A 13,322-nucleotide genomic window follows, 5' to 3' on the forward strand; every position below is an offset into this window, starting at 1 on the left:
TTGGCGACCGCGGCTTTGCCTCTGACGCCTTCCGCGAGCGCATCTGGGACATGGGCGCGCGACCTGCGATCCCGCCCCGGCGCACCGATGCCGAGGTCGCCTGTCCGGACTGGATCTACGCCAACCGCCACCTGGTCGAGAACCTCTGGGCACGGCTGAAAGAGTGGCGAGCGGTCGCTACTCGCTACGAGAAGACCGCACGCTCCTTCCTCGGCGTGCTCTGCCTCGCCGCCACCGCAGACTGGATCAAAGTCATCAAGCTCTAACAGGCCTTAGGTCGTCGGCGACCGCAATTGTGCGTCCGACGCCACCCACGAGCGCATGCGGACCATGGGCGCGCGGCCTGTGATCCTGTCCAGGCGCACCGATGCCGAGATCGCTGGCCCGGACGGGATCGGCTCCAACCGCCATATGCTCGAGAACCGTTGGACAGATTTGCGAAATGGCACGCGCTTGCCACCCGCCGCGAGAAAACCGCGCGTTCCTTCCTCGGCGCCCTCTACCTCGCCGCAACAACCGCCTGGATCAAATTCACCAAGCGAGAGCAGGCCTTGGGTGCGAACCAGCCAACCGGACCTCGTCTTCAAGAGTATTTCGGCGTCGTGGGCGCCCAGGATATTGTCATGCCGTATCCCAAAATAAAGACCTCCAAGCTGTCCGTCGAGGCGGTGAACTTGCAGGTTTTCAACAATAAGCCTGTTTGCCGAACGTAGAACTCGACGTGCCGAATACAAAAGAACTTGGCGCCTGCAACAGCTTCAGAACTCCAGCGATAGCAACAAAGCGTACCCCTAACCGGAGGGCGGTGGGCCGGGCTGGGAGGATTGGCGCATGGCGGGCACGGTAGGTGACAAGCTGCGTCGATACTGGACATAGGGTTTCGCCATCCGTGTCATGGGCCAACGGGAGTATGCGAAATCTTAGAGGATTTCGCAGAGGCTGCGAAGCGTCGCGGCGATCTCCGTCCGTGATGCCGCGTGCTGACGGTCCAGTGTGGCTCTGCTGCTATAGCGCCGTTGCGTCAGCCGCAAACCGCCATGTCAAAGTTGTGACAGACCGCCGGGTCGCCATGTCCGCGCCCAGCATCCGCCGCCCCAACCGCATCATGATCGGACCAGCACCCTGCCTTTCTCCTGCTGTCATGCCCTGGCGCCGTGACGCAGCTGGGGGTCCGTCCTGGTCACGGCTGCATGGCTGGTACGACCGGGCGGTCTGCACGCAGGTGGCGGTCTGAATGTGCGCTGGCGTGCGGGCATCGGATCGGCGTGGCGAAGCCGGCGAACCGGCGCGCCCATGGCGTGGCGTCCGCCGATAGGCCCGACGACGGCGGCGGTTCCGAAACCTGACCCGGCATTGTCCTCCACCCCGTTGCGCGTTGCGCGGCGAGGTGGAGGTGCTGCAGCCAGCACAGGCGATACAGGCATCAGCGCGTGCCGGTGCAGCCCGATCGAGGAGTGCCCTCTGACGTGGTCCGAATCCAGCTCCTGCTTGAACTGCGGGTGCGCCTGCTCGCAAACCCAGCGGGCCGTGATGGCAGCCGCCAAGGCCGGGAGGCGAGATCTGCGATGGAGTTCAACAAGTCGTATTTGCGCTCGCCGCTCAAGCGCTACGCACCGGCCAGCCAGACCTCGTTGCCCGGTAGCTGTCGGGTCTCGGCTCAGACCGCACCAGCGCCGACCTGGATGCGGGTGGCGGCTGTCACCACCCTGCCGGAGACGGTGAGGCGGTCCCTGACCTGGGATTAGGGGTGGCGATGACGGAGTGCTGCGACTGCGGATCGAGACCGGGCTGCCGATGCAGATCTGCGATCCGCACAGCCCGTGGCAGCGCGGCCTGGGCGGGAACACACATGGGCGGCTGCGGCAGTCCTTCCCAAAGGAAACGGACCGGTCCGTGCCGAGCGTCGACGACCTTGCCACCATAGCCCCAGCACTCAATGCGAGGTCGCGCGCGACGCTTGGCTCGAGGATACCAACCGAAGCTCGTGATGCGGTGCTGCGATCGGCGCAAACAGGTGTTGCAACGATCAGTTAAGCTCCGGCAGACCGCCGTGGTCCGAACCATGGAGCGAACCTGCCCGCAAACGCTGATGTCCTACCGCCATTCTCCGACGGCCTGTCGGCAGTGCGGCGGCAAGGCATCGGCCTATCCGGCGCAATCCTTGCTATGCCAGCCTAGGTCGGGGCGGATTCCTCCCGCCTCCGATGGACATCTGGCCGAATGGCTTGCGGCGGTAGCGTCCGACTCCACGCCATCTTTGAGTGGAACTTCCACCTCGCATACCAAGCCGGAGACCTCCCACATCAATGAGACCTGGCCGCCGAGCTGGCTGCGCAGGGTGCCGTCGAGCACCCTCGAACCGAAGCCCCGGCGCTCTGGAGCACCGGCGACGGAAGGCCCCCCGGCTTCAACCCAACGCAGCTGTAGCAGCGGTACCCCGTTCGGCCGCCATGCCAGGCGCCAGGACACAGAAAGGCGGCCGGCCGCGACCGAAAGCGCGCCGTATTTCAGCGCGTTGGTCGCCAGTTCGTGGACGGCCATTGCCATGGGCTGCGCCGCGCCCGGAGGGAGCGTCACCATCGGTCCGTCCAGCTCGGCCCGGCGTTCTCCCAGGAACGGTGCGAGCTCACCCACCAGCAATGTGTGTAGGTCGGCACCGCTCCAGCGGTCCTTGGCGAGTAGCGTCTGCGCCCGCGCCAGCGCTGAGATGCGACCCGATAGTGCGTGCTTGAACTCCGCCGGGTCGCGGTCCCGAGTGAGCTGCACGATACTTTGGACCACAGCCAGAGCGTTCTTGGCCCGGTGGTCGACTTCGCGTGCCAGCAGTGCTTGGCGCTCCTCCGCGGCTTTGCGATGACGAATATCACGAAAGATCCCCGCGATCCCGATGACTCGGCCATCAGCCGCGAGCATTTGCGAGGCAGTCACCGAGACCGCAACGCGTTCGCCGGCCTTTGTCATCCGCACGGTTTCATGCTCGTGCACGCGCTGCCCGTCCATGGCGCGCCGGAATACCCCGGTTGGATCCGCATCAGGCTGGTCGCGCGGAACCAGCAGCCCAACCGGCGCGCCAATCGCCTCAGCCTCGGTATAGCCGAACAGCTCCTCAGCCCCCCGATTCCAGCTCAGGATGCACCCGGTCCCTGCGGCAAAGGAGATAATAGCGTCCGTCGTTGAGGTGACGATCGCGGCAAGGCGCGCATTGCCGTCCTCTGCCCGCCGGCGCGCTGTCACGTCCTGCCCGATCTTGATGAAGCCACGAATGGCGCCATCCAGATCGCGCAGCGGCATCACGCTGCCTTCGATAAAGAGGCATGAGTTATCTTTGCGCCGATGCCAACGCAGATCAGGTGCCACGCCCTCCCTCCGGGCGACCTTGCGTTCTTCGTCCGGTAGGCCGGCTGCCCGGTCTTCCCGGGTGAATATCATGGCGACAGGCTGCCCAACCGTCTCCTCGGCACTCCAGCCGAACATCGCCTCAGCACCTGGCAGCCAAGTGTCAATCTGGCCTTCAACATCGGTGGTCAGGATTGCGTAGTCGCGGATGTGCGCCGCGATGTGCTGCAGCCGCTCCTCATGCGCGTGCAGGGCCTCCTCCGCCACCCGCTGCCGGGTGCGATCGCACACGATCCTGAGAAAGCCGCGATGAGCGCCGCTCTCATCCCGCAACCTCATCAGTTCGCTGCTGGCCCAAAAGCGCGAGCCGTCTTTGTGGAGGAACCAGCGCTCGCCGAAGGCGCGCCCAGCGTCGAGACTCTGTCGCATTTCCGACGCTGGCCACGCTGTCCTCCTATCCTCCGGCGTGAACAACGGTTCGACCGTCTGGCCCCGCATCTCCTCACTTCGCCAACCGAACAGATGCTCGGCGCCGGTGTTCCAGTCGGTGACTGATCCGCTGCTGTCAGTGATGATGATGGCGACGTCCACCGTGCTTTCGAACAATACCCAGCTGCGGTCGCGTTCGGCGCACAGTTCATCCATGGCCCGTTTGGCCGCCGTGACGTCGGCGCCCTGGATGAAGATGCCGGCGATGCGCCCCTCCTCGTCCGTGATCGGTTGGTAGACGACATCCACGAAACGCCGCTCAGGCTCCAGGCAAGACTCGGCCTGGAAGCTGACCGGGGCGCCATGAGCGATAACGGGCTCCCCCGTGGTGTAGACGCGATCGAGCAACTCGTAAAAACCCTGACCATCCAGATCGGGCAGGGCTTCGCGCAGCGGCCTGTCAAGCAGATCGCGGCTTCCCACCAAGCGCAGGAAGGCGGCGTTGGCGAGCTCGAAGCGGTGCTCTGCGCCGCGCAGCACGCACATAAAACCCGGCGCGTGCTCGAACAGCCGGCGCAGCCGCTCGCGCTCGGCTTGCCATGACGGATGTGCCTCGCACCCTGTCTGGGTCCAGCTGACGACACTGCTCTGGTCGGGCACGAGCCTGAACTCCTAGGTTGTGCCGTCGGCGGCGGCGGTGCAGCGCATCAGCGCTGCACGTCGATGAATTCGAGCCGGGTCTGCAGCATCGAGACAGCCGCGCTGGCCCTGTCCGGGCCTGTCCGAGGGCGGGGGTCGGACAGCACGTTGCCGAAGCCGATGGCGTTCAGCGCGGCGTTGGTGGAGGTGCACGCCGACTGCTCGGTTGTGTCTGGGATTGCCGGGTCAGGCTGCCCTCAGCGCCTGTCGGCACGCCGTGCCCTGCGCCCTGGCAGCCCCGCTCGTTCTCTCCCTCCGTGCGGCAAGTCGTGCGGACAGCGCCGACCGCATGCTCGGCCTCGGCCAAGCTGCGGCCGCGCGGCAGAATGAGCCACCGCGCGCCGCCTGGTCCGGTGCAGCGCCCGAGCTGGGCTGCCATCGCCGGCGTCACGCCGGCAGTGCCGGCGCGGCAGTGGTACAGCGCTGGGTGGGCTACGCCATGCTTGCCCACAGCTCGGGCCACGGCGCGGCCGTACGAGACGAGCCCGCCATCGCGTAGCACGGCGCCCCGATGGGGCGGGAGGTCGTCGCTCATGTCTCTAACCGGTGTGAGGTGGTGCTGTTGGCAGAGCTCATCAATCACTAGCATGTAAATGTGTCGGGACACCGCGCCAATATGCCTGCCATTGTCGCCATGCTCATGCCGGTCCCGGCAGCCTGCTCGGGGTCGACTGCCGACAGGGCGGTCATCGCGGGCGGCGGGTGTAAGCCGCGGCTCGCGGGTCTGACCCGCAGCAAGCGGGCATTCTCACCCATGGCTGGACCGCAAGCCGGCATCCAACAGAGACAGGCATCTATGACGACACTGTAGCGATGACCGAGATGCAACCCCATAAGGAGCACCGGCCGACAACCACATGTGGCAGTGGTACCCGGCCGAATCAGCGGATCTGGTTGTACAGCAGGCTGTCGACCCCGGCCTCAGCATGTCGGCCTGCAACGACACATCGCAAGGCGGTTTGCCACCACCTGACGGGCGGCAGCAGCCGGTCGGCGGACAGCAGAATGAGCTGGGTATCCTGGACGTGCCTCGGCGGGTGGGTCGATCAGCCGTGACCGCCGCTCGCCGGGTGCGAGCACCAATGTCGGCCATGGCACATAGGTTGTGAGCCGCCCGCGTCTCCTGGCAGGCTTCCGCCAGCCCGGGCCTGGTTCGTCGGTATCAAGCCACTCGCGGCCCGCCTTGCAGGCTCGGCAAGAGCCCCGCTGGCGCAACGGTTGTGGCTGGCCCAGCTTGGCCGAGCTAACGTGCTGCGGCGTCCGTCTCCTCGTGCACCGGGCTGCGAGACCCAGCGGGGGAGATCAATGCAAAGGCTCGAAGGTCCTGCAGCAAGGAGGTCAGGAGTTGCACCTCAGCCTGACATAGCCCAGCGCCAGCCTCATCATCCGCGAGGCGGGCCAACAGTACCTCAGCCTTCTCCGTCATGTCGGCCAGTGTCTGTGAGGATGTCGCAGCCAGACCGGCCACCCGACCGAGGCTGGGACGACCGCTGTCATCCGCCTCGAGCCCCTTGTCCCAATCGGATGGGGTTATGGGCTGTTTGTAGCGGGCTAGAGAAGAGCGGCTGGGTTGCGCCGTACCCCCCAACACCTGGGCAGGAAACGGCAGAATGGTGGCCATGGCCTGAATATCCGAGGTGAAGGGGTTCGAACCTGTGCAAGCAGTCTCGCGTCAGCCTGGGCATATCCCGTCGGCGTTGCGCTGGTTGACGCGGCAGGGCGGGTCCGTGGACCCACCCTGCCGCTGTCCGCCTAGGCGAAGAGCATGTCAGTGTCAGCGAGCTTGCCGACACGGGCGAGGAACACCGTGTCGCTGGTATTGTCGAAGCTGACTAGCAGTCCGGAGATGCCACCCTCGGTCGCCGTCGCCATGTGCATGTCGGACCGGGCGAGGCCGCGGAACTGCAGTTTGTCAGCGCCGCTGGTGAAGCGATCGATGACCACATGACCCTCGCCATGGTCCACGGCGAAGGTGTCGCCGCTGGTGGTCCCGACATAGGTAGCGCCAAAGCCTTCCGCCGCCTCATGGAAGTAGAAATCGGCCGGCCCGTTGATCTTAAAGGTGAAGGTTTCCTTGGCGAACGTCGCGCCTTTGTAGTTGAGGTCTTCGAGGTAGAGGTTACGGTCACCGCTGCTGCCAGAGGCGTCGTTGATGAACTTGACCGTCACCTTATGGGCGCCGGCACCCCAATCGCCCTTGACGGTGATGATGTCGCTCATGTCGCCGGCACGCAGGGCGCCTGCTGTGAGCGTGCCATCAATCTGCTTGCCGTCCACGCTGACGATGTATTGGGCGTTGCCGAGATAGGCGTCCTGGCTCAGCTTCATCACGATGGAGTCGCTGCCGCTGCCGATGGTCTTCACGATGGCGGTGCCCCCGGGCAGGGGCGGTGCCGCCTTGGAGAAGGTAAACTCCTCCGGACCGTTCGCCATCAGGGCCGCGCTGCCCTCCGACAGAGCGATGCCGTTGAAGGTGATGCCTTCGACATGGAGGTTGCGGTCGAGGCTGGCCGAGCCGCCATAGGCGTCGTTTATGAAGTTGACGGTGACCTTGTGGGTGCCGGCGGCCCAGCTGCCCTTCACCGTGATGACATCATCGACGGCTGATGACTGATAGGCGCTGGCGGTCTGGGTGTCGCCGATCTGCTGGCCATCGACGCTGATGGTGTACTGGGCGTTGCCGTTGTAGGCATTCTGGCTGATCTTCAGCACCAAGCTATCGCTGCCCGTGCCGATAGTCTTGATCACCGGCGGAGGGACAGGGGGCTGTGGCGGCTCGGGCTGGGTGGTGCCGACCCACTGCGACATGACGACATTGTCGATATGGGTGATGACCTTGCTGGGCGTCGTGCTGCTGGGCGCGCCGCCGATCCAGGTCTGGCTGCTGTCAGCGACATAGCCCATGGCGCCGAAGCCCATGGCGACATCAGGGATCAGGGCGGGGTTCGTCCAAGTGGCGGCGACCTTGCCGTCGACCTCAATCTTCAGGAGGTTCGGCAGCCAAGTCATCTTGTAATGATGGGTCTGGGTGGTGTCGATGCCGCTGTACTTCGGGCTATAAACATCCTGATTGTTCGCACCTGCCCAGTGGACGGTGTGCATGGCGGTGCTTTTCGGCGTCTCAAGGATGTCGATCTCGCCATCGCGCGGCCAGACATTGGATTTCGGCCACATCAGGATCGCGGCCATGGTGCCCTTGCCGGCGTCAACGCGGGCATCAAACTCCACCGTCCCGTAGGTGATGGTGTTGCCGGCCATAAAGCTGTTGAAGCCGCCTGCGCTCCAGCTGCCATTGGCCTGGCGGGTCACGCTGACCTGCATCTCGCCGCTGGCGACCTTGGTGTCATTGGCATTCCACCAGAATGCGCCGTTGCCGTAGACGCCGCCGTTATAGGGCGAGCCCCAATTGGCGTATTTGTATCCGGCGCTGAAATCGTCGGACAACACGACTTTGTACTGATTTCCGCTGGCGTCTGTGCTGGTCGACCCGATGATGGCGGACATAGATGATCTCCCAAGTTCGGACTACACAACAATGCGATCAACGCTAACGTGATATGTGTATCTGGTTATCAACCCTAAATTGCAATCATCACGATGCAAGATTGTGTCGCCATATTTCTTAGATTTTCGAAACGACCGGCCTCGAGGCGCTTCGCTGGTGGTCCCAGAGGCGCTGGGGCGAGCAGGCTCGGGTTTCGGCGTTTGCGCCACGCGGTGGGGCCTTTCGCCAGCCTGCCGCAGCGTGGCGGCTGACGGGCGCAGGGCTGTCGGATGTGCCCGTATGAGCCGGATGGTCCAGCGGCTGGGGAAGCCTCCGGGGACGATCTGCCGACGAAGACTTGCGGAAGGCAGAGCAGGTGGCGGTGGGCCATGACATGGGGCGGTAACGACCCCTCTGGGTACAGACTGTCCCCTAGAGGTCGCTCTCGGGCCCCCACCGCATGCGGGACTGCTGCCCGAGACAATTCAGGTCGCCAAAGGATTCCAGCCAGTCCCGGCGAGCCGCCATGCTGGCGCCACAGACGATCATGATCAGCGCGCCGGTGGCTCTGCGCAAACCGCTCGAGGCGATCACCGGCTGAATGGCGCGTGTCCGCCCTCTCGCGGCATCGCCGCCGGGGAGGCTGACCACAATCATCGCCTCCGCCAAGGCTCGCCGGCGCGCCATCGGCCAGCGCCGGCTCGACCTCGATGCCGAGATCCGGTCCCATGACCCCTACCTCAGCGGGCTGACCAAGCGGTGCGCGCCGGGGATGGCCGCGCTGCATAGCCCGGAGCCGCGACTGCGGCGGCGATGCTGATCCTCGTCGGCGACGAGCCGGAGCGGGGTCACTCCGGCCCTGGCGTCGCCCAGCTGTACTGCGCCGGCCCGGTGCCGGCCTTGCACGGTTCAACCACCAGGCTCGGGCTGAACCGCGGCGTCGTCAGGCCAACGCTGCCGCCACCGCGTGGTGGCCGTGCGTAGGTTTCCCAGCCGCCTTCTCGACGACATCCGGCGTCGCACCGTCGAGGTCCACAGCAAGCAGGGGATTATCCGCTGCTTTAAACGCTGCGTGACGCGCGAGATCCTCAGTCTATCTCGGCCGTCGTCGCCATGGGACCGGTGGCAACACGGTGCCCGGTAACAGCGGAACTCGCCTCGGCATGTCCACGACGATGCCGATGGGTTTTCTTGGACCCCTGGCGCTCTAGCCGCCTTCGCGCGACGTCGCCTGGCCTGCCTGAGACACGGCCGGCGGACGATGGTGCGCCCCCCTGCCGCGACCGAGTCCGCCGGCCGCCCTGCAGGCGAGCGAGCGGCATTGCCATGCTGGGCCGCCCGCCCGTGGCGCAGCATCGAGGGTTGGATGCCCAGCTCCGCCGCAACCCGCGTCAGCGGTCGCCTGCAGTCCTGCCGCAGGGTAACAGCCTCCCGCTTGACCGCCGAATGATCGCGCGCTTGGCCTTCGGTGCCATCGACCCACTCTCCTCGCTCCGCAAGAACGTATCCGAGGTGCCCCGGCAGGTTGGGGAGGATTATGGGGTACCTCCAGCGTTCCCGAAGAGCGCCTGCTGGCCACGCCGGGCTCGCCCCATAGCATCTGGAGACCAGCAGCGTCGTGAGCGATACTCGCGGCGTCAGCCTGCCTGCCACGGTGGCCTGGCGCCGTCGCACAAGCCCGCCAAGGGGCCTCGCTGCCGCACCACGCCGTGAGACACGACCCACGCCATAGGCTGCCAATGCAAGCAGGAGCCAGTATGCGCCTTCGCCAATCGGGAGGCTTTCGCCAGTATCAAATGGACGACGCAGAGATCTTTGACATCACGGCTGCGCCACCATCCTGGAGCTATTTTGCAGCATCCGTGCTGCTGGGCATTCTGTTCGGCATACCGACAATTCTGGTACTCCTGAATCCTGCCCGTCATGATACCTGGTCCATCGCAGCAGCAGCCTGCGGCGTGCTGGTACTGGGACTATCCCTGCGGGCGGCTTGGCGCGCGGTCTCCGGACGGGGGCTGCAGCGACTGCGTCTCACCGCAGCGGGCATCACCGTTGGGCAGAACGGCGCCCTCATATCCTGGTCGCAGGTCTCGCACATCGAGGTGCTGGGGGGACCACTCCCATCCCTCCCTAGCAAGCTGCGGCCGCCGCAAGGCAGCACGCACACCCTTGCTGCAGCGATTGCCGCGCAACAGCAGGCCAGCAACTGGTGTCTGGCGCTGCAGCGGACGCAAGGCGGACGACCGATCCTCCTGGCAACCGGTCTGGATGCTGCAACAGCGCTTCCGCTGTGCGCAGCAGTGACCGCAACTGCAACGCGGTTTACTCCTTGGGCAACCCCGGCTTCTTCGCGCGATGCGGGTTGCTGAGCAGGGCACTGGCGTAGCGTTGCTTCAGCGCGCTGTGACGGTGGGAACGGTCATCGGCGGGCACTGATGGCCGGTCGGCCGCTTTCCCCACGGCCTGGGCTGGCTGTTTGGGCATTGGCTCGATAGGGGCGGGGACAGCATCAACGATTTCAGGCTGGCGCTTGGCAGCATCCTTCCTGATCTGGGCTGGCGCCTCCGGTTGGGCGGGGGCCGCGACGGCATCCGTTCCGGCCTGACCCGGCGCCTCCGGCTGGGTGGGGGCGGCGATGACAGTTGCGACCTCAGGCTGGCGCTTGGCAGCATCCTCCGCGGCCTGGGCTGGCGCCTCCGGTCTCGGTTGGGTGGGGGCGGGGACAGCCTCCGCGACCTCAAGCTGGCGCTTGGCAGCATCCTTCGCCGCCTGGGCTGACGCCTCTGGCGGCGGCGGCTGGGTGGGGGCGGGGATGGCATTGGCGACTTCAGGCTGGCGCTTGGCAGCATTCTGCCCGACCTGGGCTGATGCCTCTGGCGTCGGCTGGGGGCGGGCGGGGACGGCCTCAGCGATGTCTGGCTGGCGCTTGGTCGCGTCCTCCCCGACCTGGGCTGACGCCTCTGGCGTCGGCTGGGGGCGGGCGGGGACGGCCTCAGCGGTGTCTGATTGGCGCTTGGCGGTGGCCTCCCCGGCCTGGGCTGGGGGCTTGGGCGTCGGCTCCGACGAGGCAGCGGTGCTGACCACAGCAGTGTCCTGCTGGCGCTCCGGCTCACTGAGCGTGGCTGTGCGCACGCCTTTGCGCGGCTTCGCGCCAGTCGGCTTGGCGGGTTTCCCGCGTGGCGGATTGTCCTGCACCGCCTCCCGGTAGCGCTGCTTGAGCTGGCCAACTTTGGCACAGGTCTCGGCGCTCAGCTCCCGCGATCCGTCCAGCAAGCCAGCCTGACCCTGCTCCACAGTGCTACATGTTGGTCTCATAATGCGATCAGCCAGTTCTTCAGTGAGGGTCTTATTGCGCCGGCAGGTGCTGGCATGCTCAAGCCAAACTCTCTTAGCAAACCTAAGCGCATCCGGCCTGCGTCGCGCTCCAGCAGGAGCCGATCATGCGCGAGCCTTGCGCTTATGGCGGATGCGGATGGTCATGGTGTTGGCGCGAGGCCTCCGCAGAAGCGGGTCTTTCAACCGCATCAGCGTGCTTTGAGTGCGAAAGGCAAAACCCGGCATCATGAGGAGCACCAGCTGCATGCCTGTAGCGCCAACCACAATGGCAGCAGCCAGCTTACTCACTGTGACAACCCCGTGGGGCATCACCGCAGCGGCGGCATCCGAGTAAAACACTGCTCCACCACCGAGCAGTAGACCTGCTGTTCCCAGCACCGCTGGCATCACGAATGGCTTGACTTGAACCCGCATTGTGCATCGCCCTGCATGGTTGGAAGAACATCTAGATGACTAAGGAGGCGTATTGTCATGGTTTCAACAAGTGACACGCCGTCCGCTCGCCCCGAGAAAGCGCGCGTCGATTGTCTGGGACCGGCACACCCGCGGTGGCAGAGCAGCAGGCCGCCGAAACCGACCTTTTCCGCAACGTCGCAGCCTGGCACAGCGTCGCCTTCACCCTGGACCACTGAACATCACAGAAGGGCTCACCATCCTCCTGGGCGCGACGCCAACACCAGCCGGGCAGACTGCCCATTTAACTGGACCGAATTCCCACGGCACCGCTTGCCTCGAACACACTACCGCGCTGCATGAGAGCTTGCTGAACCTTCAGAAGGGCACGGCTGGTGACGTTGTCACTGCTTTCGATGCGGCTGAGCGTATTGGGCGACACGCCAGCTGCTGCCGACAGTTCGCGCAGCGTCAGGCCCAGCGCAGCACGCGCCATGCGGCATTGAGCAGCTGTCATAAGCATGCGGCGTCACCTAGCGGCCTGGCGTAAGATCGATGTCAATCTCACGGATCTGCAGGGTGGGCGACGTTCCAACCTTGACCCTGACATGACCATTACGAGCCAGTTTGCGGATTTCTTTCAAACAGGCATCCTGAATGCGTTCGGCAATGTCATCGCCCAAAAGAGCAATTCGATCGGTTGCCAGCTGAGCGCGTAGCCGCGCGCCCATGACTGCCGCAGGCGGGCGCTTTCGCCGCAGGAATATAAGAAAGCTCATGGGTGACCTCCTGACTTCAGCTGCGGCGGAACAACCGACGCAGAAATCCACGTTGTGGCCTGCTCTCGAGAACGGCGACTTGGGCAGCCATTGGAACGGTGATTGGCTGGGGAACTTCTCCGAAAAACCGCGATGCGGCATCCCGGTAAGCGCGACCGACGTCAGTTCCCGCGTCGAAACTGGCCGGCAGGCCGGTGTTGGAGGCATTGAGAACCGCCCGGCTCTCCGGGATGATGCCCAAGAGCTCGGCCGATAGAATGTCGCAAACGTCGGCGACTGGCAGCATCTCGCCACAGCGAACACGCTCGTCGTCATACCGCGTGATCAGCAGATGCTCGCGGACCGGATCGCGACCCTCTTCAGCGCGCTTCGACTTCGACGACACAAAACCAAGGATGCGGTCAGCATCACGAATCGAGCTGATTTCCGGGTTGCACACCACGATCGCATGATCGGCATGATAGAGCGCCATCATGGCGCCGTGTTCGATGCCGGCCGGACTGTCGCAGATCACATAGTCAAACTCCTTCTGCAACTGCCCAATAACGCTTGCGACACCCTCATATGTCAGGGCGTCCTTCTCATGCGTCTGCGAGGTAGCAAGGACGTATAGAGTGTCGATCCGCTTGTCGCGGATGAGGGCCTGGGACAGCTTCGCCTTGCCGCTGACAACATGCAGAAAGTCGAAAACAACGCGCTTCTCGATGCCCAACACCAGATCGAGATTGCGCAGGCCGACATCGAAATCCACCAGACAGACCCGTTTGCCGCGCAGGGCGAGAGCTGCGCCGAACGCCGCCGAGGTGGTGGTCTTGCCAACGCCACCCTTGCCTGATGTCACAGTAATAACAGTGCCAGTCATAACT

13 protein-coding genes and 1 pseudogene are annotated in these 13,322 nt (G+C 64.9%); 4 read left to right on the plus strand and 10 right to left on the minus strand.

Annotated features, from left to right (window positions below; all coding sequences use genetic code 11):
- Positions 1-266, plus strand: a 266-nt coding sequence (locus EP26_RS23525; protein WP_043342279.1) for an IS5/IS1182 family transposase, incomplete at its 5' end; no start/stop codon positions are given.
- A 159-nt stretch (positions 267-425) separates the two neighbouring features.
- A complete protein-coding gene (locus EP26_RS35185) occupies positions 426-713 on the plus strand; it encodes a hypothetical protein (protein WP_157033706.1) in 288 nt (95 codons plus the stop codon).
- Between the two features lie 708 nt (positions 714-1,421).
- Here EP26_RS35185 and EP26_RS38685 read toward each other — a convergent pair.
- From EP26_RS38685 to EP26_RS32345, 5 genes and pseudogenes are all read right to left on the minus strand, one after another.
- Positions 1,422-1,648 (minus strand): annotated as a pseudogene (locus EP26_RS38685) (IS701 family transposase); the annotation flags it as partial.
- A gap of 497 nt (positions 1,649-2,145) precedes the next feature.
- Positions 2,146-4,425, minus strand: a complete 2,280-nt coding sequence (locus EP26_RS32340; protein ID WP_052389578.1) for a PAS domain S-box protein — start codon at positions 4,423-4,425, stop codon at positions 2,146-2,148.
- Between the two features lie 166 nt (positions 4,426-4,591).
- Positions 4,592-4,999, minus strand: coding sequence for a helix-turn-helix domain-containing protein (locus EP26_RS36905; RefSeq protein WP_157033707.1), 408 nt, complete (start codon positions 4,997-4,999; stop codon positions 4,592-4,594).
- 708 nt (positions 5,000-5,707) lie between these two features.
- Positions 5,708-6,085 (minus strand): hypothetical protein, encoded by a 378-nt coding sequence (locus tag EP26_RS23545; RefSeq protein WP_043342282.1) that lies wholly within the window; start codon positions 6,083-6,085, stop codon positions 5,708-5,710.
- 131 nt (positions 6,086-6,216) lie between these two features.
- Positions 6,217-7,968, minus strand: a complete 1,752-nt coding sequence (locus tag EP26_RS32345; RefSeq protein ID WP_052389579.1) for a carbohydrate-binding domain-containing protein — start codon at positions 7,966-7,968, stop codon at positions 6,217-6,219.
- Between the two features lie 581 nt (positions 7,969-8,549).
- Here EP26_RS32345 and EP26_RS35195 point away from each other — a divergent pair.
- Entirely contained in the window at positions 8,550-8,768 is a 219-nt protein-coding gene (locus EP26_RS35195) for a hypothetical protein (protein ID WP_157033708.1), read from the plus strand.
- Positions 8,769-9,705: 937 nt separating this feature from the next.
- Positions 9,706-10,317 (plus strand): hypothetical protein, encoded by a 612-nt coding sequence (locus tag EP26_RS35200; protein ID WP_157033709.1) that lies wholly within the window; start codon positions 9,706-9,708, stop codon positions 10,315-10,317.
- On the opposite strand, the gene EP26_RS23560 is transcribed toward EP26_RS35200, so the two are convergent.
- From EP26_RS23560 to minD, 5 genes are all read right to left on the minus strand, one after another.
- Complete coding sequence (locus EP26_RS23560; protein WP_157033710.1) at positions 10,271-11,221, minus strand: hypothetical protein; 951 nt, start codon at positions 11,219-11,221, stop codon at positions 10,271-10,273. The two genes, EP26_RS35200 and EP26_RS23560, sit on opposite strands and share 47 nt — an antisense overlap.
- Positions 11,222-11,386: 165 nt before the next feature.
- The gene (locus tag EP26_RS23565; RefSeq protein WP_157033711.1) at positions 11,387-11,698 is read right to left on the minus strand and encodes a hypothetical protein; all 312 of its coding nucleotides are present in this window, start codon (positions 11,696-11,698) and stop codon (positions 11,387-11,389) included.
- Between the two features lie 283 nt (positions 11,699-11,981).
- Positions 11,982-12,200 carry a helix-turn-helix domain-containing protein gene (locus EP26_RS33520; RefSeq protein ID WP_084112863.1) on the minus strand — a complete coding sequence of 73 codons (219 nt, stop codon included), beginning with the start codon at positions 12,198-12,200 and terminating at the stop codon, positions 11,982-11,984.
- 10 nt (positions 12,201-12,210) lie between these two features.
- Entirely contained in the window at positions 12,211-12,456 is a 246-nt protein-coding gene (locus EP26_RS33525; RefSeq protein ID WP_084112865.1) for a hypothetical protein, read from the minus strand.
- A gap of 16 nt (positions 12,457-12,472) precedes the next feature.
- The gene (gene minD / locus EP26_RS23570) at positions 12,473-13,318 is read right to left on the minus strand and encodes a septum site-determining protein MinD (protein ID WP_043342286.1); all 846 of its coding nucleotides are present in this window, start codon (positions 13,316-13,318) and stop codon (positions 12,473-12,475) included.
- Positions 13,319-13,322 lie beyond the last annotated feature (4 nt).

The organism is Belnapia moabensis DSM 16746 (genome assembly GCF_000745835.1).
GTDB classification, from domain to species: Bacteria; Pseudomonadota; Alphaproteobacteria; order Acetobacterales; family Acetobacteraceae; genus Belnapia; species Belnapia moabensis.